Genomic DNA, 17,917 nt, shown 5'->3' with positions numbered 1-17,917 from the left:
GCGTCTTTGGGTGTGCGGAGGCCCGGGGAGTACGCCGGTACGGGGCTGTCAGGTGGCCCCGCACCGGCGTACGGCTCGGGCGGTCACGGTTTCAGCAGGACCTTGCCGACCTCGGGGTCACCGGACCCCACCAGCTCGATCGCCTCCGCGAACGCGGCGAGCGGCAGCTCGTGCGTCACCAGGGGCGTCGGGTTCAGCAGACCGGCGCCGAACACCCGGACCGTGTGCGCCCAGGCCTCCGGCGGCGCCCCGAACACGGTGTGCACCTCCAGCTGCCGGACGACGAGGTCGGTCGGGTCGAGCCCCTCCGCGCCCGGCGCCGGGATCCCGGTGAGGACCAGGCGTCCGCCGCGCCGCAGCAGGGAGGCGGCGGTGCGCGCGGCGGACGCGGACCCCGCGGTCTCCACGACGACGTCGAAGCCGCCGGGGAGTTCCTCGTCGCGAGTACGGAAACCGGTGGCGCCGAACTCCTTCGCCAGCGCGGCCCGGTCGGGGCGGGTGCCCACCACGAGCAGCTCGGCGGGTGAGCCCGCCCGGAGGAACTGCACCGCGAACATCCCGAGCGTTCCGGTGCCCACCACGGCCACCCGCTCACCGGGCAGCGCGTTCGCCTTCAGCGCGGCGGCCGCGACGCAGGCGGCCGGCTCCAGCAGGGCGGCGGCGGTCAGGTCGGCGGCGTCGGGCAGGACGTGGAGCAGCCGTGCCGGGAGCGTCAGCGTGGTCGCCATCGCGCCGGGAACGGTGAAGCCGGTCTCCTCGTACCCCGCCGTGCACAGCGTCGTCTCGCCCGCGTGGCAGCGGTCGCAGACCTGACAGTTGCGAAAGCCCTCGCCGACGACCTTGCGGCCGGTGAGCGTCGCGGGGACACCGGCACCGACCTCCTCGACGGTCCCGGACCACTCGTGGCCCGGGGTGAGGGGGTACCGCACGTACCCTTCGGGCCGGTTGCCCTGGTAGACCTCGCGGTCGCTGCCGCAGATGCCGACCGCGTGCACCCGCACGAGCGCCTCACCCGCCGCGGGCCGCACCGGCTCGTGCGGGACCAGCCGGTGCTCGCCGGGCCGGTCGACGACGACCGCGGTACTCATCCGTCCGCCTTCGGCCTGCGCTGCTCCCAGCCGTCCGCCCAGAGGTCGAACCGGGCCTGCTGCTGCGGGAACTCGGCCGCCGCGTCGACGTCCAGCTCGACGCCGAGACCGGGCTCGTGGGACAGCTCGAAGTAGCCGTCCACGACCTGCGGGGCACCCTTCACGACCTTCTTGATCTCCGCGTCCGCGAAGTCGTTGAAGTGTTCCAGGATCTTGAAGTTCGGTGTGCTGAAGCCGACTTGGAGGGAGGCGGCGGTCAGGACCGGGCCGCCGACGTTGTGCGGCGCCACCAGGACGTAGTGGGCCTCGGCGGTGGCGGCGAGCTTGCGGGTCTCCCAGATGCCGCCGATGTGACCGACGTCGGGCTGGATGATGTCGACGGCCTGGCTCTCGAAGAGTTCGCGGAACTCGATCCGGTCGTGGATCCGTTCGCCGGTGGCGACCGGGATGTCGACCTTGGCGGCCACCTTCTCCAGCGCCTTGAGGTTCTCCGGCGGCACCGGCTCCTCCAGCCACGCGGGCTGGAAGGGCGCGAGCTCGCGGGCCAGCCGGACCGCGGTCGACGGCGAGAACCGGCCGTGCATCTCCAGCATCAGCTCGGTCTCCGGACCGATCGCGTCGCGCACCGCCTCGATCAGCGACACCGAGTAGAGCGTGGCCTCGTGGTCCAGTTCGAAGTGGCCCGTGCCGAACGGGTCGATCTTCAGGGCCCGGTAACCGCGCGCGACGACCTCCTGAGCGGCCTTGTGGTAGGCCTCCGGGGTCCGTTCGGTGGTGTACCAGCCGTTCGCGTACGCCTTGACCCGGTCGGTCACCTTGCCGCCGAGGAGCTGCCAGACGGGCACCCCGAGCGCCTTGCCCCTGATGTCCCAGCAGGCCATCTCGATGACGGCGATACCGGACATCACGATCTCGCCGGCGCGGCCGTAGTCGCCGTACTTCATCCGGCGGACCAGGTCCTCGACAGCGAAGGGGTCCGAGCCGAGAATGTGGTTGGTGCGGGCCTCGTGCAGATAGCCGATCAGCGCGTCGGTGTGGCCCAGCATCCGGGTCTCGCCGACTCCCGTGATGCCCTCGTCGGTGTGCACCTGGACGTAGGTCAGGTTCCGCCAGGGTGTCCCGACCACGTGTGTGGTGATTCCCGTGATGCGCACGGCAGTTGCCCCCTGTGGTTCTCTGTTCGAAATTTCGTCACACGTTCGAAATGCTGGCGTGACAGTAAAGACGCGGCCCGGGGGGTGTCAATGGTTCGCGCACAGAACGGTTTCGACGGGCCTCGCGCGGGACAGAGTGGTGCGGCGGTCCGGCGTGCGGGGAGGGGCCGCCCGGACGGCACGGATGGGGCGGATGGAGGGAAATGGCCGGGGGTGTCGCGTACCGCCGTGCCGGAACTCCGGGTTCCGCACAGAACTTTCACAGGCGCGCCTAGGAACGTTACCGAGGGCGAACTTAGTCTTCCCGCGTCATGGACTATTGCCACGCGTGCCGACGGCACCTCAACGGCGCCCTTGCCTGTCCCGGGTGCGGCACCCCGGTCGAGGGTCTCCGCGTCGAAGAACCCCGGGTGCCCGCCGAACGGCCCGGCGCGTGGGAGCGGGATGCCGACCCGGCCTACGGCGCCGCGTACGACGCGGGGGCCGCGTACGACGCAGGCGCCGCGTACGGCGACGGCACCTCGTACGGCGCGGGGGCCTCGTACGACGACAGTGCCGCGTACGACGACGGCACCTCGCGCACTGCCGACTCCCGGCCGGACGACGGGAATTCGAGTGATCCGGGCGATCGGGACGACCTGGACGATCCGGAGGTGCCGGAAGCGGAGGGCGGGACCAGCCGACGGGACCGCAAGGCCGCGGCGCACCGCAGGCGCCGCCGCCGCACGCTGTTCGTCGTGGCCGGTTTCGTCCTCGCGGCGGGCGGCCTGAGTCTCGCCGAACTCGGCATCGACGCACCCGGGTTGGGCCCCGCTCCGGCGGCGGCCGGCGGCGAGTCGCCCGACGGTGCGGCTGCGGAGGCGAAGGACGCCGCGCGGTCGAAGGGCGGCACGCCGGCCCCCGGTGACGCCTCGGCCGGCCGGACGCCCGACGCCTCGGCCTCGCCCTCGGCCTCCGATTCGCCCTCGGCGTCCGCGTCCGCGAGCGCGAAGGACACCAAGGACGTGCAGTCGGCGACAGCGGGCACGCTCCCGGACCGGCCCTCGACGGCGGCGCCCGCCCCCTCGGCCCCCCGGACCTCGACCCCCGCCACGACGGCCCCGACGACCTCGGCCCCGCCGCCGAACCCCGCCCCCTCGGAGACGTGCAGCCGTTTCCTGTGGTGGTGCGCCTAGGATCCGCCGTTCGGATCGGGCCGGGCCGGACCTGAAGGAGCGGCCTCCCGCGCCCCGCGTGCGGGACGGTCAGCCCGCGGTGCCGTCCGGCTCCAGCATCCTGGACAGCAGGTCCCGCAGGGTCAGCCGCTCCTGCTCCGACAGGCCGGCGAGGGGTTCGCGCGCGAACTTCAGGGAGTCGCGCAGACCCCCGGCCACCGTGCGCCCCTCGGCGGTCGCCGCGGCCAGTTTCACCCGGCGGTCCGCCGGATCGGGGCGCCGCTCCACCAGGCCCCGCACCTCCAGCCGGTCCACGATCCCCGTGACGTTCGACGGCTCGCACCGCAGCTTCTGCGCCAGGCGGCGCATGGGCAGCGGCTCCAGGGAGAGCAGGCTCAGCAGCCGCGCCTGCGCCCCGGTCAGGGCGTGCTCGGCCGCGGCGTCCTCGTACTCGTCGTGGTAGCGGGCCACGACCGTGCCGATCAGCTCGACGACCTCCATGGTCAAAGGGTCGATCCGGGGTCTCTTCTGGGTGGCCATGGCTCCGAGCGTACCCCGTTACTTGACATCATGAAATATTCAGGCGCATGGTTGTTTCAGGTAATGAAGTACTTGCTGCCTCGATGAACCATCGCTGAACCGCCAGAGCCGCTCGCCCGTCACCGTGAAAGGCGCACCCTCATGTCCGAGACCCCCCAGCTCCCCGCCGTCAACCGTGAATGGCACCTGGTCAGCCGTCCGGTCGGCTGGCCGAAGCCCGAGGACTTCGCCCTGGTCGAGGCCGAGGTGCGCCGGCCGGGGCCGGGTCAGGTCCTGGTGCGCAACGCGTACGTCTCCGTCGACCCGTACATGCGCGGCCGCATGAGCGCCGCCAAGTCCTACGTCGCGCCCTTCGAGCTGGGCAAGACCATGCAGGGCGGCGCGGTCGGCGAGGTCGTCGCCTCGAACGCCGAGGGCATCGCGGTCGGTGACCACGTCCTGCACTTCCTCGGCTGGCGCGAGTACGCCGTGGTGGACGCGAAGCAGGCCGTCAAGGTCGACCCCGAGGCCGCGCCGCTCTCCACGTACCTCGGCGTCCTCGGCATGACCGGCCTCACCGCCTACGCGGGGCTGCTGCGCGTCGCCTCCTTCAAGGAGGGCGACTCGGTCTTCGTCTCCGGCGCGGCCGGCGCCGTCGGCAGCCAGGTCGGCCAGATCGCCAGGCTCAAGGGCGCCTCGCGCGTCATCGGCTCCGCCGGCTCGGACGAGAAGGTCAAGCTCCTCGTCGAGGAGTACGGCTTCGACGCGGCCTTCAACTACAAGAGCGGCCCGGTCGCCCAGCAGCTCCGCGAGGCCGCCCCCGACGGTATCGACGTCTACTTCGACAACGTGGGCGGCGACCACCTGGAGGCCGCGATCGGCTCGCTCAACCGGGACGGCCGCATCGCGATCTGCGGCATGATCTCCGTCTACAACAGCACCGAGGCCGTCCCCGGCCCGAAGAACCTGGCCCGCCTGATCCAGACCCGCGGCCGTATCCAGGGCTTCCTCGTCGGCGACCACTACGACCTCCAGCAGGAGTTCGTGCGGGAGGTCGGCGGCTGGGTCCGCTCCGGCGAGCTGAAGTACAACGAGACGGTCGTCGAGGGCATCGAGAACAACCTGGAGGCCTTCTTCGGCGTCCTGCGCGGCGACAACACCGGAAAGATGATCGTCAAGCTCTGACCTGCGCCGACCTGTTGGGACGCGACGCGCAACCCGCCCCCGGCCGCCACGGCGGCCGGGGGCGGCCCTGTCGCTGGACTTCCGACATGCGATAACTTCTTTCCGAAGTCGTCGCGATCGTGGGCGCGAGTCGCGACCGGCCAAGGAGGAGCGCACCGTATGTCCATCCAGCAGTCCGAGGTCCTGTACACCGCAGTCGCCACCGCCGAGAACGGCCGTGACGGCCGCGTCGCCACCGACGACGGCAAGCTCGACGTCGTCGTCAACCCGCCGAAGGAGATGGGCGGCAGCGGCGCCGGAACCAACCCGGAGCAGCTCTTCGCCGCCGGGTACAGCGCCTGTTTCCAGGGCGCCCTCGGCGTCGTGGCCCGGCAGGAGAACGCCGACATCTCCGGCTCGACCGTCACCGCGAAGGTCGGCATCGGCAAGAACGACGACGGCTTCGGGATCATCGTGGAGATCTCCGCCGCGATCCCGAACGTCGACGCCGGCACCGCCCGCGCGCTCCTGGAGAAGGCCCACCAGGTCTGCCCGTACTCGAAGGCGACGCGCGGCAACATCACCGTGACGCTCGCCTGACGGCGCTCGTCGCACGCCACGGAGGCCGCACCCCGGGACGCGGGGCGCGGCCTTCGCCGTGGGCGACGACGGGGCCGCTGCCGCGCACGGTGGAATCCGTCGCCACCGCCCCGTGCTGCCCCGCGCGGCACCCCGATATGGTTCCCCCCATGCGTGATCTCGGGGTGGGTTTCGGTCATCTGTTGCGGGGCCAGCGTTGGGTGGCCCGGCACGGCAAGCAGTACGGTTTCGGGCTGCTGCCCGGGCTCATCACGCTCGTGCTGTACGCGGCGGTGCTGGTCGCGCTCGGCATGTACGGCGAGGACCTCGTCACCTGGTCCACCCCGTTCGCCGACGACTGGACCAGCCCCTGGTCGGGCCTCTTCCGCGGCTTCCTCACGGCCGTCCTCTTCGCCCTCGCCCTGCTCCTGGCCGTCGTCACCTTCACCGCCGTCACCCTGCTGATAGGCCAGCCCTTCTACGAGAACCTCTCGGAGAAGGTCGACCGCGACGTCTCCCCGGACGGCACGGCCCCCGAGTCGGGGCTGCCGCTCTGGCGGGAACTGTGGATCTCCGGCCGCGACAGCCTCCGGATCGTGGTGCGGGCCGCCGTCTGGGGCGTGCTCCTCTTCGCGCTCGGCTTCGTGCCGTTCGTCGGTCAGACCGCCGTCCCGGTGCTCGGCTTCTTCGTCACCGGTTTCTTCCTCACCGAGGAACTCGTCGCCGTCGCCCTGCAGCGCCGCCGGGTCGACCTGCGGGACCGCCTCACCCTGCTCCGCTCCCGCAAGACGCTGGTCTGGGGCTTCGGCACCCCGCTGGCCCTGGCGTTCGTCGTGCCGTTCGTCGCGGTCTTCCTGATGCCGGGCGCCGTCGCGGGCGCCACCCTGATGGCCCGGGACCTGCTCGGCGAGGAGACCGGCGGGGGCGCGAGCGACGCCGAGGTCGCCGCCGCGGCCTCGGCGGAGGAGACCGCCGCCTCGTGACCCTGCGGCCCCCGGCCGCCTCGCCTCCGGTTCAGTCGCGCGAGCGCTCCGCCGCGTCGACGGCAGGTGCCTCGGCACTCGCGGCCACCGTCAGGATCGCGCGCACCTGGGCGACGATGTCGAGGCGGTTGCGCACGAACGCGGGGTCCGTCACCGCCCCGGTCGCCGGGTCCGTGTTGCCGGCCCCGAACTCCAGCACGGGTGTGTGGACATGGCCGCCCGGCAGGCTCGCTCCCAGGCCGAGACGGTCGCGCAGCAGGGTCGCCCGGTAGGCGATCTCGTTCGACAGGTAGTCCCCGCCGCCGCCCGCGCGGGCCTGTGACCCCGGGGTCGGTCCGTCGGGCCGTATGACGGGATCGGTGCCCCCGGCCGGGATCTCGGTCACCGAGGTGTGGTCGTAGACCGGGAAGCGCCCGGTCCGCGCGGCGACGATCCGCGCGTACGGGAGGGTCGTCGCCGTCCACTGGGGCTGCGCCGCCGGGTCGGTCACCGGCACGGTCCCGGTGCTGGAGGCGTTCTCGTTGTCCGGGAAGCCGCCCCGCCAGGCCCCGTTGGTGCGCTCCACGTCGAACCGGCCGACGCGGCCCTGGCTGATGGTCGTGAACAGGTCCACGTGCGCGAGGTACGGGCGCAGGGCGCGCTCCACCGCGCCCTCGGCGAAGTCCCGCCAGCGGACCGGGAAGACGACGGCCTCCACCCGCGCGGGTCCGTCGGCCGTCCGGACGGTCGTGCCGTCGAGGGCGAGCGCGGTCGCCCCGGAGGGGTTGGAGATCCGGACGTCCCGGTCCAGGGTGAACGGGTCGAACCCGGTGACGAGGATCCGCTTCACCCCCTCGCGCGGCGGGAAGCGGACGGCGTCCTGGCCGCGTGAACTGCGCTCCAGACCGTCGAGCAGGCGGGCGCGCCGGACGTCGGTCATCCCGAACGCGGGCTGCCACCGCCGGACTTCGCGGGTCATGCCGAGCCGGGCCCAGTACAGCGGCCGGTCGTCGTCCCGGCTCAGGTCCCCGCCCGCGGGACCCCGCCCCTGGACCCGGTCGACCGCCCGCTGCCACAGGCGCGCACCCTGGCGCCGGACCACCCGCTCGGCCTGCGCGTACGACCCCGCCCGTTCCAGTGCCCGCGCGAACTCCGGTGCCACCGCGTCGAATCCGGAGCGCCGCAGGATCTCCTGCGGTGCCGCTCGGTCGAGCCGCTGCTCCTCGGCCGTGGGAACCTCGGCGGCGGTGCCGGACACGGCCGGCAGGGCCGAGGCGGCGGGCGGCGCGGCGAACCCCGCGAGCAGCGCCAGCCCGAGGACACCGATCGGAACGCGCAGACGATTCAAGGGAGTTCGGGCCTTCCGTCGCGTGGGGGTGCAACCGGACGCCGCCGAGTATCCCGTGACGCGGGGGACGCACGCCATGGTGCGGGGCCCAAGTGGCCGAAGCACGCCGGTCGTCGTACGGCGGGACGCTCACGGGGAGAACGCGGCCGCGGAGGTCCGCGGGGCGGCCAGGAACGCCGTGCGGCCGGGGTCGGGGACCGCCCGCGACCGATACGGCGCCGGAGGTGTCAGTTCTCGCCCAGCAGCGTGAGGAAGTCGCGGAACGCGGCCGGCATGTCCACCGACTCCGGGTCCAGCAGCCACTGGTACTGGAGCCCGTCCATCACGGCCACGAGCAGCGGAGCGGCGCGCTCCGGCGTGAGACCGCTCGGCAGCCGCTCCCCGTACTCGGCGCGCAGCACCGAGGCCATGTTCGCGCGGACGGCGGTGTAGCGCCTGGTGAAGAACTCGCGCGCCGGGTGCCCCTCCGTGACGCTCTCGCCGAGCAGCGCGGAGAAGGTCTGGATGATGCCGGGCCGCATCGCGTTGTACTCGACCAGCGAGACGAGCAGATCGGCCCGCCACGCGCTGTCCGGCACGGCGTCCCACTGGTCGCGCTCCTTGAGCACGGCGACGAGCAGCGCCTCCTTGGTCGGGAAGTGGTGCAGCAGGCCCTGCTGGGTGAGTCCCACGCGCTCGGCGACCGCGGCGAGGCTCGCGCCCCGGTAGCCGCGCTCGGCGATCACCTCCAGCGCCGCGCGCACGATCTCCGCGCGTCGCTCCTCACTCCTGGTCCTGGTCGCCATGGCGTCACCGTACGGCACCCGATCCCTCTGATTGTAACGGCGACATAACGAAACCTACCGCTCTACAGGTAACCGATGCAGGATGGAGCACCAGACGGCTTTCAACGAGGAGGTGCCGCCATGGCGGAGACAGTGGTGGAGACGGCCAAGGACCGGCAGGACGCGGCCCGCGAGGCCGTCGTCGAGGCGGCCCTCGGCCGCCTCGACCTGGACGCGAAGGCCCGGCTGCTGTCCGGCCGGAACATGTGGACGCTGCCCGCGCTCCCCGAGATCGGCCTGCAGTCCATCGTGATGTCGGACGGCCCGATCGGCGTCCGCGGCGTCCACTGGACCGCGGACGACCCCTCCGTCGCACTGCCCTCGCCCACCGCGCTCGCCGCCACCTGGGACCCGGAGCTGGCCCGCCGCGCCGGCACGCTCCTCGCCCAGGAGGCCCGCCGCAAGGGCGTCCACGTCCTGCTCGCCCCGACCGTGAACCTGCACCGCTCCCCGCTCGGCGGCCGTCACTTCGAGGCCTACAGCGAGGACCCCCTGCTGACCGGCGCGATCGGCAGCGGCTACGTCCGGGGCGTGCAGTCCGGCGGCGTCGGCACCACCGTCAAGCACTTCGTCGCCAACGACGCCGAGACCGACCGCTTCACCGTCGACAACCTCGTCTCGGAACGCGCCCTGCGCGAGCTCTACCTGGCCCCCTTCGAGGCCATCGTCGAGAACGCCCGTCCCTGGGGCATCATGACCGCCTACAACTCGGTCAACGGCACCACGATGACCGAGCACCGCTACCTCGTGAACGAGATCCTGCGCGGCGAGTGGGGCTTCGACGGCTTCAACGTCTCCGACTGGATGGCCGGCCGCGCCACCAAGGCCGCCATCGAGGGCGGCCTCGACGTCGCCATGCCCGGCCCGCGCACCGTCTACGGCGCACCGCTCGCCGCCGCAGTCCGGGCAGGCGAGGTGGACGAGGCCACGGTCGACACGGCCGTCCGCAACGTGCTGCGCCTCGCCGCCCGTGTCGGCATCCTCCAGGGCGCCGAGCCCGTCGTGACCGAGCCACCCGCGACCGTCGACGGAGAGGCGCTGGCCCGCGAGATCGCCCGCCGCGCCTTCGTCCTGGTGCGCAACGAAGGCGCCCTGCCGCTCGCGGAGGGCCGGCGCGTCGCCCTCATCGGCGCCGCCGCCCGCGACGCCCGCGTCCTCGGAGGCGGCTCCGCGACCGTCTTCCCCGCCCGGGTGATCTCGCCCCTCGACGCCCTCACCGCCGCCCTGCCCGAGGGCACGCTCAGTTACGCCGTCGGTGCCGACCCGACCGTCGAACTCCCCGTCGCCGACAAGGGGTTCGAGCTGCGCGCGGTGTGCCGCGACGCCGCGGGCGCGGTCATCGGCAGCGGCTCGGCCCCGAACGGCCAGATCCAGTGGATGGGTGACGACCTGCCCGAGGGCGTCACCCACGACGCCCTCCACACCGTCGAGCTGACCGGCACCTTCACCCCGCGCGACACCGGCCTGCACACCTTCGGCGTGAAGGGTCTCGGGGCGTTCACCCTCACCGTCGCCGGCACGACGTACTTCGACGACGTCCAGGCCACCGACAAGGACGACCCCTTCATCACGTTCTTCGGCGCCCCGGTCCCGCGCGGCCAGGCCGAACTCACCGCCGGACAGCCCGTCGAGGTGTCCCTCACGCACGTCGTCGCGCTCCCCGAGGACATCCCGATGAAGGTCGTCGGTTTCTCGCTCGCCCACCAGGAACCGGTGCGCGACGCCGACGAACTGATCGCCGAGGCCGTCGAGGCGGCCCGTGCCGCCGACACCGCCGTCGTCGTGGTCGCCACCACCGACCGCGTCGAGTCCGAGGGCTTCGACCGGGCGGACCTGAGGCTCCCGGGCCGCCAGGACGAGCTGGTCCACGCCGTCGCCGCCGCCAACCCGAACACCGTCGTGATCGTCAACTCCGGCTCCCCGGTGGAGCTTCCGTGGCGCGAGGAGGTCGCCGCGGTGCTCCTGAGCTGGTTCCCCGGCCAGGAGGGCGGCGCCGCCCTCGCCGACGTCCTCACCGGCGCCCACGAGCCCGGCGGCCGCCTCCCCACCACGTGGGGCTACCTCGCCGACGCCCCGGTCACCCGGGTCGCCCCGGCCGACGGCGAACTCCCCTACACGGAGGACGTGTTCATCGGTTACCGCGCCTGGGAGAAGGAGGGCCGGACCCCGTCGTACGCCTTCGGCCACGGCCTCGGCTACACCGACTGGACCTACGAGGCGATCGAGGTCGAGGGCACGACCGTCACCGTCCGTGTCCGCAACTCCGGTGAGCGCGCCGGACGCGAGGTCGTCCAGGTCTACCTCGCCCCGGCGGAGCCGGGCGCGGAGCGGCCCGCCCGGGTCCTCGCCGGATTCGCCGGTGTCGAGGCCGGTCCCGGCGAGAGCGCCGAGGCCGTCGTGGAGCTGCCGCGCCGCGCCTTCGAGATCTGGGACACCGCCGCCGGCGGCTGGGCGTTTGTGAAGGGTTCGTACGAGGTTCAGGCAGGGCGTTCCCTCACGGACCCCCGGCTGCGCACGATCATCGAGGCGTAACCGGCGCACGTCCCCCTGAGCAGCCCCGGTCCGGAACCTGACCTCCGGACCGGGGCTCGCCGTTTCCCCGGTTGCCCTAGGGCCGCGCGGAGAACGCGTACACCGTCTGCGACCGGTGGACGGCGCCCGGCCGCAGCTCGGTGGTCGGGAACTCCGGCCGGTTCGGCGAGTCGGGGAAGTGCTGGGTCTCCAGCGCGATCCCGTCGTTGGGCGCGAACGGGGCGTCCAGGTGGTCGGCGGTGTAGAACTGCAGGCCCGGTTCGGTGGTCGCCACGGTCAGCACCCGCCCGGACGCCGGATCGTACAGCTCGGCCACCTCGACCGGAGTGTCCGTGATCCCCTTGTCGAGCACGAAGTTGTGGTCGTAGCCCGCCCCCGTCTTGCGCGCGGTGCGGAAGTCGAAGCGGGTGCCCTCGACGGGCTCCAGCTCCCCGGTCGGGATGAGGTCCGCGTCGACCGGCGTCAACCGTGACGCGTCGAGCCGCAGTTCGTGCCCGATCGCACTGCCGGACCCGCTCAGGTTCCAGTACGTGTGGTTCGTCAGGTTCAGCACCGTCGGCGCGTCGCTGACCGCCTCGTAGACGATCCGCAGCGCGCCCCGCTCGTCGAGCGTGTACGTCGCGGTGACCTCCACACGGCCCGGGAAGCCCTCCTCGCCGTGCGGGCTGACCCGGGAGAGCCGGACCCCGTGTTCGAGCGGCTCCGCGTCCCACACCCGCTTGTCGAAGCCCCCCTCACCGCCGTGCAGCGAGTTGGGCCCGTTGTTCGGCGCCAGGTGGTAGGTCGCCCCGTCGAGCGGGAAGCACGCGCCGCCGATCCGGTTCGCGTACCGGCCCACCAGGGCGCCGAGATACGGCTCCGGATGCTCCACGTACCCCGCCAGGTCGGGGAACCCCAGCGTGACGTCGAGGGCCCGCCCGTCCCGGTCCGGCACCTCCGCCGACTGCACGATTCCGCCGTACGTGAGCACACGCACCCGGACCCCGGCCCGCTCCAGCGTGAAGCGGTGGACGGGGGTGCCGTCGGAAAGTGTGCCGAAAAGTTCGCTCATGACGGAAACCCTAGGTGACGGGCTTCCGCGCCGTGACGGTCCGGTAGGCGATCTCCGCAAGTCGTGCCTGGCCGTCGGTGCTCGGATGGAACCAGTCCCAGTGGCTCAACTGGTCCGTGTCGAAGCGGTAGTCGAACACCGCGTTCCCGTCGAAGCGGCAGTACCGGTCCTTGGCGCAGACCTCGCGCAGCACCTGGTTGTAGGCCTCCACCCGGTCCTGCACCCGGTCACGGCGCAGCGTGGCCGCCGAGGTCAGGGAGTCGGCGTCGCCGAGCATCGAGGGGCAGATGCCCAGCTTCCAGATCTGCTTGCCGAGCGCGTTGCCCCGCCCCTGGGACCACAGCCGCTTCAGGTCCGGCACACTCGACACGTACACCTGGGTCTTGGGCAGCGTCCCGCGCAGGGTGTCCATCGCGTCCTGGAACGAGCGGCGGAAGGCGGTCACCGACGTCATCGCCGAGGTGGAGGCGCGGCAGGCGTCGTTGGCACCCGCCATCACCGTGACCAGCTCCGGCCTGCGGGTCGCCGCCTGCGCCATCTGGCCGGGCAGGTCGTCCATCCGCGCGCCGGTCACCGCATAGTTCCAGCTCCGCTCGGCAGCCCCGGTCCTGCCGAGCAGACGGACGGCGAGGCTCCTGACCCGCGGGTCGCTGCCGGTCGCCCAGGACACCTCGGGACAGTCGGACAGCACGCTGCACGCGTCGAACCCGCGGGTGATGGAGTCGCCGACCGCGGCCATCGACGCCGGACTGCGGTCCCAGGCCGGTGTGGGCTTCGGGGACGCGTGACCCCCCGTACCGCTGGGCGCGGAGGAGTTGCCGCCGGAGGCGTCGCACCCGGCGACGCCGAGGAGGGCCACCACCGCGACGGCGAGGACGGCCCGTGAACGGTGGCCGCGATTGCGCATCCCCTGGTCTCCTCGTTCGTTGTACAGGGTTGGTCGGCATCCGCTCCGTGCGGTGGGTCGCACCACGTCGTACAGGGCCGGCCGCCCGCGCTGCACGGGGCGGCCGGACCGGCCCGGAGACCACTCCGGACCCCCGCAGGAGGTCCGGACGCGTCCCGCCGGGTGAAACCTCGGAGTTCACGGCGCCTGGACCGACGGTACGTCACACTCCTCGCGCCACCGCACGGTAGCCTCGCCCCGTGGCCGCCCTGCCACTGCCGTTCCGCTAAGTTACAAGATGTCTCGCTCTGTCCGGAGGCCCCAGTGACGACACGTGGAGTTCTCTACGTGCACTCCGCGCCCCGCGCGTTGTGTCCGCATGTCGAGTGGGCGGTCGCGGGGGTGCTCGGCACGCGCGTCAGCCTCGACTGGATCCGGCAGCCCGCCGCGCCGGGAACCTGGAGATCCGAGTTCTCCTGGAAGGGCGAGGTCGGCACCGCCTCCAAGCTCGCCTCCGCACTGCGCGGCTGGCACCTGCTGCGCTTCGAGGTCACCGCCGAGCCGTGCCCCACCGCCGAGGGCGAGCGCTACAGCTGCACCCCCGAACTCGGCATCTACCACGCCGTCACCGGCATCCACGGCGACATCCTCATCCCCGAGGACCGGCTGCGCGCCGCGCTGCTGCGGTCCCAGCGCGGTGAGACCGACCTGGAGGCCGACCTCGCCAAGCTCCTCGGCAAGCCCTGGGACGACGAACTGGAACCCTTCCGCTACGCGGGCGAGGGCGCCCCGGTCCGCTGGCTGCACCAGGTGGTCTGACCCCGGACGACGCGCAACGGTGTGTGGCCCGTACCCCTGGATCCAGGGGTACGGGCCACACACCGTTCAGCTGTGGGGAACCGGCGTCAGATCGTGCGGAACGCCAGCACCACATTGTGCCCGCCGAACCCGAACGAGTCGTTCAGAGCGGCGATACGGCCCTCGACGGGCAGCTTGCGCGCCTCGCCGCGGACGATGTCGGCGGCGGCCTCGGCCTCGGGGTCGAGGTTCTCCACGTTGATGGTCGGCGGCGCGATCCGGTTGTACAGCGCGAGCACGGTCGCGACGGACTCGACGCCACCGGCGCCACCGAGGAGGTGACCGGTCATCGACTTGGTCGCGGAGACCGCGAAGTGGTCGGCGTCGTCGCCGAACACCTTGCGCAGTGCCTTCAGCTCGGCCACGTCACCGGCCGGCGTCGAGGTGGCGTGCGCGTTCACGTGCACGATCTCGGACGGGTCCAGGTCGGTGCTGTCGAGCAGGTTCTGCAGGGCGCGGGAGATGCCACGGCCCTCGGGCTCCGGCTGCACGATGTCGTGCGCGTCGGCCGAGATGCCCTGGCCCACCGCCTCGGCGTACACCCGGGCACCGCGCTTGGCGGCGTGCTCGGCGGACTCCAGGACGACGACGCCGGCGCCCTCGCCGAGGACGAAGCCGTCACGGGCGACGTCGTAGGGGCGCGAGGCACCCTCGGGGTCGTCGTTGTTCTTGGACATCGCCATCATGTTGCCGAACGCGGCGATGGGAAGCGGGTGGATGGCCGCCTCGGTGCCACCGGCGACGACGACGTCGGCGCGGCCCGTGCGGATCATCTCGATGGCGTAGCCGATGGCCTCGGCGCCGGAGGCGCAGGCGGAGACCGGGGTGTGCACACCGGCGCGGGCGCCGACGGCGAGACCCACGTTGGCGGACGGGCCGTTCGGCATCAGCATCGGAACGGTGTGCGGGGAGACGCGGCGTACGCCCTTCTCCTTCAGCACGTCGTACTGGTCGAGCAGGGTCGTCACGCCACCGATGCCGGAGGCGATGACAGCGCCGAGGCGGTCGGGGTCGACGCTCGGGTCCTCGCCCGCCTTGTCGGTGAAACCGGCGTTCGCCCAGGCCTCCTTGGCCGCGATCAGCGCGAACTGCGCCGAGCGGTCCAGACGGCGGGCCTGCGGGCGGGGGATGACCTCGCCCGGCTCCACGGCGATCTGCGCCGCGATACGGACCGCCTGGTCGGCGGCCCACTCCTGCTCCAGAGGGCGGACGCCGGAACGTCCGGCGATCAGGCCCTCCCAGGTAGAGGCTGCGTCGCCACCCAGCGGTGTGGTTGCGCCGATACCGGTGACGACCACGGTGCGATTGGTCGGGCTCACGGGAATTCTTTCTCCAACGGATACGAGGATTCAGGCGGCGCCACCGCCGGGTGGCGGGGCATCAGCCCAGGCGAACCAGGGCACTAGGCCCCGGCGAACCCGGACGGTCGGCCCAGGTGATCGACGGATCAGGCCTGGTTCTTGAGGATGTAGGAGGTCGCGTCGCCGACCGTCTTGAGGTTCTTGACGTCGTCGTCGGGGATCTTGACGTCGAAGCGCTCTTCGGCGGCGACGACGACCTCGACCATGGACAGCGAGTCGACGTCCAGGTCGTCGGTGAAGGACTTGTCCAGCTGGACGTCCTCGGTGGGGATCCCGGCGATCTCGTTGACGATCTCGGCGAGACCTTCGACGATCTCTTCCTGAGTGGCGGCCATGTCAGGCGCTCCTTCGGTGTGTTTACAGGGGGTGGCGATATTCCGTACGGACCGGATGATCCGGCACGGAGTGCCTAGGGGAGGGTAACGACCGTCGCGGCGTACACGAGACCCGCCCCGAAGCCGATGACGAGCGCGGTGTCGCCGCTCTTCGCCGCTCCGGTCGCCAGGAGCCGCTCCATAGCGAGCGGGATCGAGGCGGCCGAGGTGTTGCCGGTGGTGCGGACGTCACGCGCGACCGTGACGTGCTCCGGCAGTTTGAGGGTCTTCACCATCGAGTCGATGATCCGCTCGTTGGCCTGGTGGGGAATGAAGACGTCCAGGTCGTCCGGGCTGATCCCGGCCGCTTCCAGCGCCTGCTGTGCGACCTTGGCCATCTCGAACACGGCCCAGCGGAAGACCGCCTGGCCCTCCTGCGTGATGGCGGGGAACTTGATCTCGCCCTTGGAGTCGAGCGGGAGCTGGGTCACGTCGCCGACGTGGAAACGGTCCCAGGACACGGTCTGCTTGATCGTGCCGGCCTTGTCGCCCTCGCTGCCCCACACGGTCGGGCCGATGTGCGGCTCGTCGGAGGGACCCACGACGACCGCGCCGGCGCCGTCGCCGAACAGGAAGGCCGTCGCGCGGTCCTCCAGGTCGGTCAGGTCGGACAGCCGCTCCACGCCGATGACGAGGACGTACTCGGCCGAACCCTCGACGACCATGCCCTTGGCGAGGGTCAGGCCGTAGCCGAAGCCCGCACAGCCGGCCGAGATGTCGAAGGCCGCGGCCTTGTTCGTGCCGAGCTTGTCGGCGATCTCGGTGGCGATGGCCGGGGTCTGGCTGAAGTGCGACACGGTGGCGACCACCACGGCGCCGATCTGGGAGGCGTTGATGCCGGCGTCGGCGATGGCCTTGCCGGACGCCTCGATCGACATCGCGGCGACGGTCTCCTCGTCGGAGGCCCAGTGCCGGGTCTCGATGCCGGAGCGTGAACGGATCCACTCGTCGGACGAGTCGATCGTCTCCAGGATCACCTCGTTGGGCACCACGCGGACGGGGCGGTAGCCGCCGACGCCGAGAATGCGCGCGAACGGAGCGCCCTTGGGTGCCTTGATCTTCGACATGCTCTCGGGCTCCTTAGGCCGCGCTGTGCTCGGCGATGAGCTCGCGAGCTGCGTCGAGGTCGTCGGGTGTCTTCAGGGCCAGCGTCGTGACGCCGGGCAGCGCGCGCTTCGCCAGACCGGTCAGCGTGCCGCCGGGGCACACCTCGATCAGCGCGGTCGCGCCGAGTTCCTGGAAGGTCTCCATGCACAGGTCCCAGCGGACCGGGTTGGCGACCTGGCCGACCAGCCGCTCGACGACCTCGGCACCGGTGGCGACGGTCCTGCCGTCCCGGTTCGACACGTAGGTGACCCGCGGGTCGGCCGGCGTCAGGTCCTGGGCGGCCTTCGCCAGCGCCTCGACGGCGGGAGCCATGTGCTCGGTGTGGAACGCGCCCGCGACCTTCAGCGCCACGACACGCCGGACACCCTCGGGCTTGTCCGCCTCCAGAGCGGCCAGCTGCTCCAGCGTGCCGGCCGCCACGATCTGGCCCGCGCCGTTCACGTTCGCCGGGGTCAGGCCGAGCTTCTCCAGGTGCGCGACGGTCGTCTCCGGGTCGCCGCCGAGCAGTGCCGACATGCCGGTCCGTGTGACGGCGGCGGCGTCGGCCATCGCGAGGCCGCGCCCCCGCACCAGGGTCAGCGCGGCGGTGTCGTCCAGCACTCCGGCGAACGCGGCGGCGGTGATCTCGCCGACGCTGTGGCCCGCGACGGCGCCGGGGTTCACGTCACCGAGGGCGGCGGCGGACAGCAGGCCCGCGGCGACCAGGAGCGGCTGGGCGACGGCCGTGTCGCGGATCGCGTCCGCGTCGGCCTGGGTGCCGTAGTGGGCGAGGTCGAGCCCGATGGCGTCCGACCACGCGGCGACGCGGTCGGCGGCACCGGGGAGTTCGAGCCAAGGAGTCAGGAAGCCGGGCGTCTGGGCGCCCTGGCCGGGAGCGACGAGTACGAGCACTCTCACACTCTCTCTTGTGGACGGCCACGGCCGCCCGTGGGGACAGGGACGAAGAACACGAGGGG

17 protein-coding genes are annotated in these 17,917 nt (G+C 72.2%); 6 read left to right on the top strand and 11 right to left on the bottom strand.

Going from position 1 to position 17,917, the window contains the following annotated elements:
- Window positions 1-83: 83 nt before the first annotated feature.
- Both ACIRQH_RS24475 and ACIRQH_RS24470 read right to left on the bottom strand, forming a co-directional pair.
- Entirely contained in the window at window positions 84-1,088 is a 1,005-nt protein-coding gene (locus ACIRQH_RS24475) for an alcohol dehydrogenase catalytic domain-containing protein (RefSeq protein ID WP_358818053.1), read from the bottom strand.
- Window positions 1,085-2,242, bottom strand: a complete 1,158-nt coding sequence (locus ACIRQH_RS24470) for a mandelate racemase/muconate lactonizing enzyme family protein (RefSeq protein ID WP_358818054.1) — start codon at window positions 2,240-2,242, stop codon at window positions 1,085-1,087. Before ACIRQH_RS24470 ends, ACIRQH_RS24475 begins: the two co-directional genes overlap by 4 nt.
- A 311-nt stretch (window positions 2,243-2,553) precedes the next feature.
- Here ACIRQH_RS24470 and ACIRQH_RS24465 point away from each other — a divergent pair, with 311 nt between their 5' ends.
- Complete coding sequence (locus ACIRQH_RS24465) at window positions 2,554-3,417, top strand: hypothetical protein (protein ID WP_404226994.1); 864 nt, start codon at window positions 2,554-2,556, stop codon at window positions 3,415-3,417.
- 69 nt (window positions 3,418-3,486) lie between these two features.
- Here ACIRQH_RS24465 and ACIRQH_RS24460 read toward each other — a convergent pair whose 3' ends face one another.
- Complete coding sequence (locus ACIRQH_RS24460; RefSeq protein WP_358818056.1) at window positions 3,487-3,936, bottom strand: MarR family transcriptional regulator; 450 nt, start codon at window positions 3,934-3,936, stop codon at window positions 3,487-3,489.
- Window positions 3,937-4,077: 141 nt separating this feature from the next.
- Here ACIRQH_RS24460 and ACIRQH_RS24455 point away from each other — a divergent pair, with 141 nt between their 5' ends.
- The 3 genes from ACIRQH_RS24455 (at window position 4,078) to ACIRQH_RS24445 (ending at window position 6,641) form a co-directional block, all read left to right on the top strand.
- Window positions 4,078-5,100, top strand: coding sequence for an NADP-dependent oxidoreductase (locus ACIRQH_RS24455; RefSeq protein WP_388929931.1), 1,023 nt, complete (start codon window positions 4,078-4,080; stop codon window positions 5,098-5,100).
- A gap of 159 nt (window positions 5,101-5,259) precedes the next feature.
- Entirely contained in the window at window positions 5,260-5,679 is a 420-nt protein-coding gene (locus ACIRQH_RS24450) for an organic hydroperoxide resistance protein (RefSeq protein WP_355863720.1), read from the top strand.
- A gap of 149 nt (window positions 5,680-5,828) precedes the next feature.
- Window positions 5,829-6,641 (top strand): EI24 domain-containing protein, encoded by an 813-nt coding sequence (locus ACIRQH_RS24445; RefSeq protein WP_388864746.1) that lies wholly within the window; start codon window positions 5,829-5,831, stop codon window positions 6,639-6,641.
- A gap of 31 nt (window positions 6,642-6,672) precedes the next feature.
- Here the strand turns inward: ACIRQH_RS24445 and ACIRQH_RS24440 are convergent, their stop codons facing one another.
- Both ACIRQH_RS24440 and ACIRQH_RS24435 read right to left on the bottom strand, forming a co-directional pair.
- Complete coding sequence (locus ACIRQH_RS24440; RefSeq protein ID WP_404226993.1) at window positions 6,673-7,968, bottom strand: pyroglutamyl peptidase; 1,296 nt, start codon at window positions 7,966-7,968, stop codon at window positions 6,673-6,675.
- A 227-nt stretch (window positions 7,969-8,195) separates the two neighbouring features.
- Window positions 8,196-8,771 (bottom strand): TetR family transcriptional regulator, encoded by a 576-nt coding sequence (locus tag ACIRQH_RS24435; protein WP_356436593.1) that lies wholly within the window; start codon window positions 8,769-8,771, stop codon window positions 8,196-8,198.
- A 102-nt stretch (window positions 8,772-8,873) separates the two neighbouring features.
- Between ACIRQH_RS24435 and ACIRQH_RS24430 the strand changes: the two genes are divergently transcribed.
- The gene (locus ACIRQH_RS24430) at window positions 8,874-11,324 is read left to right on the top strand and encodes a glycoside hydrolase family 3 protein (protein WP_404226992.1); all 2,451 of its coding nucleotides are present in this window, start codon (window positions 8,874-8,876) and stop codon (window positions 11,322-11,324) included.
- Window positions 11,325-11,400: 76 nt separating this feature from the next.
- Here ACIRQH_RS24430 and ACIRQH_RS24425 read toward each other — a convergent pair whose 3' ends face one another.
- Window positions 11,401-12,375 (bottom strand): aldose epimerase family protein, encoded by a 975-nt coding sequence (locus ACIRQH_RS24425; RefSeq protein ID WP_388929928.1) that lies wholly within the window; start codon window positions 12,373-12,375, stop codon window positions 11,401-11,403.
- 10 nt (window positions 12,376-12,385) lie between these two features.
- Window positions 12,386-13,282, bottom strand: coding sequence for an SGNH/GDSL hydrolase family protein (locus ACIRQH_RS24420; protein ID WP_358818062.1), 897 nt, complete (start codon window positions 13,280-13,282; stop codon window positions 12,386-12,388).
- Between the two features lie 303 nt (window positions 13,283-13,585).
- Between ACIRQH_RS24420 and ACIRQH_RS24415 the strand changes: the two genes are divergently transcribed.
- Window positions 13,586-14,080, top strand: coding sequence for a DUF3145 domain-containing protein (locus tag ACIRQH_RS24415; protein WP_355863735.1), 495 nt, complete (start codon window positions 13,586-13,588; stop codon window positions 14,078-14,080).
- An 86-nt stretch (window positions 14,081-14,166) separates the two neighbouring features.
- Here ACIRQH_RS24415 and fabF read toward each other — a convergent pair whose 3' ends face one another.
- From fabF to ACIRQH_RS24395, 4 genes are all read right to left on the bottom strand, one after another.
- On the bottom strand, window positions 14,167-15,438 hold the full coding sequence (gene fabF, locus ACIRQH_RS24410) for a beta-ketoacyl-ACP synthase II (protein ID WP_358818063.1): 1,272 nt from the start codon (window positions 15,436-15,438) through the stop codon (window positions 14,167-14,169).
- 128 nt (window positions 15,439-15,566) lie between these two features.
- A complete protein-coding gene (locus tag ACIRQH_RS24405) occupies window positions 15,567-15,815 on the bottom strand; it encodes an acyl carrier protein (protein WP_081217104.1) in 249 nt (82 codons plus the stop codon).
- 74 nt (window positions 15,816-15,889) lie between these two features.
- A complete protein-coding gene (locus ACIRQH_RS24400; RefSeq protein ID WP_388864756.1) occupies window positions 15,890-16,921 on the bottom strand; it encodes a ketoacyl-ACP synthase III in 1,032 nt (343 codons plus the stop codon).
- 13 nt (window positions 16,922-16,934) lie between these two features.
- Entirely contained in the window at window positions 16,935-17,852 is a 918-nt protein-coding gene (locus ACIRQH_RS24395; RefSeq protein ID WP_358818065.1) for an ACP S-malonyltransferase, read from the bottom strand.
- Window positions 17,853-17,917 lie beyond the last annotated feature (65 nt).

The sequence above is a fragment of the Streptomyces sp. NPDC102279 genome (genome assembly GCF_044766365.1).
Taxonomy (GTDB): domain Bacteria; phylum Actinomycetota; class Actinomycetes; order Streptomycetales; family Streptomycetaceae; genus Streptomyces.
Note: the sequence above shows the minus strand (reverse complement) of the source record. Positions and strands in the feature narration are given on the sequence as shown.

Bases quoted from the DNA above. Each gene is read 5' to 3' on its own strand.
- ACIRQH_RS24475 (WP_358818053.1), bottom strand. From the start codon at position 1,088: ATGAGTACCGCGGTCGTCGTCGACCGGCCCGGCGAGCACCGGCTGGTC.
- ACIRQH_RS24465 (WP_404226994.1), top strand. From the start codon at position 2,554: ATGGACTATTGCCACGCGTGCCGACGGCACCTCAACGGCGCCCTTGCC.
- ACIRQH_RS24460 (WP_358818056.1), bottom strand. From the start codon at position 3,936: ATGGCCACCCAGAAGAGACCCCGGATCGACCCTTTGACCATGGAGGTC.
- ACIRQH_RS24455 (WP_388929931.1), top strand. From the start codon at position 4,078: ATGTCCGAGACCCCCCAGCTCCCCGCCGTCAACCGTGAATGGCACCTG.
- ACIRQH_RS24450 (WP_355863720.1), top strand. From the start codon at position 5,260: ATGTCCATCCAGCAGTCCGAGGTCCTGTACACCGCAGTCGCCACCGCC.
- ACIRQH_RS24445 (WP_388864746.1), top strand. From the start codon at position 5,829: ATGCGTGATCTCGGGGTGGGTTTCGGTCATCTGTTGCGGGGCCAGCGT.
- ACIRQH_RS24430 (WP_404226992.1), top strand. From the start codon at position 8,874: ATGGCGGAGACAGTGGTGGAGACGGCCAAGGACCGGCAGGACGCGGCC.
- ACIRQH_RS24425 (WP_388929928.1), bottom strand. From the start codon at position 12,375: ATGAGCGAACTTTTCGGCACACTTTCCGACGGCACCCCCGTCCACCGC.
- ACIRQH_RS24420 (WP_358818062.1), bottom strand. From the start codon at position 13,282: ATGCGCAATCGCGGCCACCGTTCACGGGCCGTCCTCGCCGTCGCGGTG.
- ACIRQH_RS24405 (WP_081217104.1), bottom strand. From the start codon at position 15,815: ATGGCCGCCACTCAGGAAGAGATCGTCGAAGGTCTCGCCGAGATCGTC.
- ACIRQH_RS24400 (WP_388864756.1), bottom strand. From the start codon at position 16,921: ATGTCGAAGATCAAGGCACCCAAGGGCGCTCCGTTCGCGCGCATTCTC.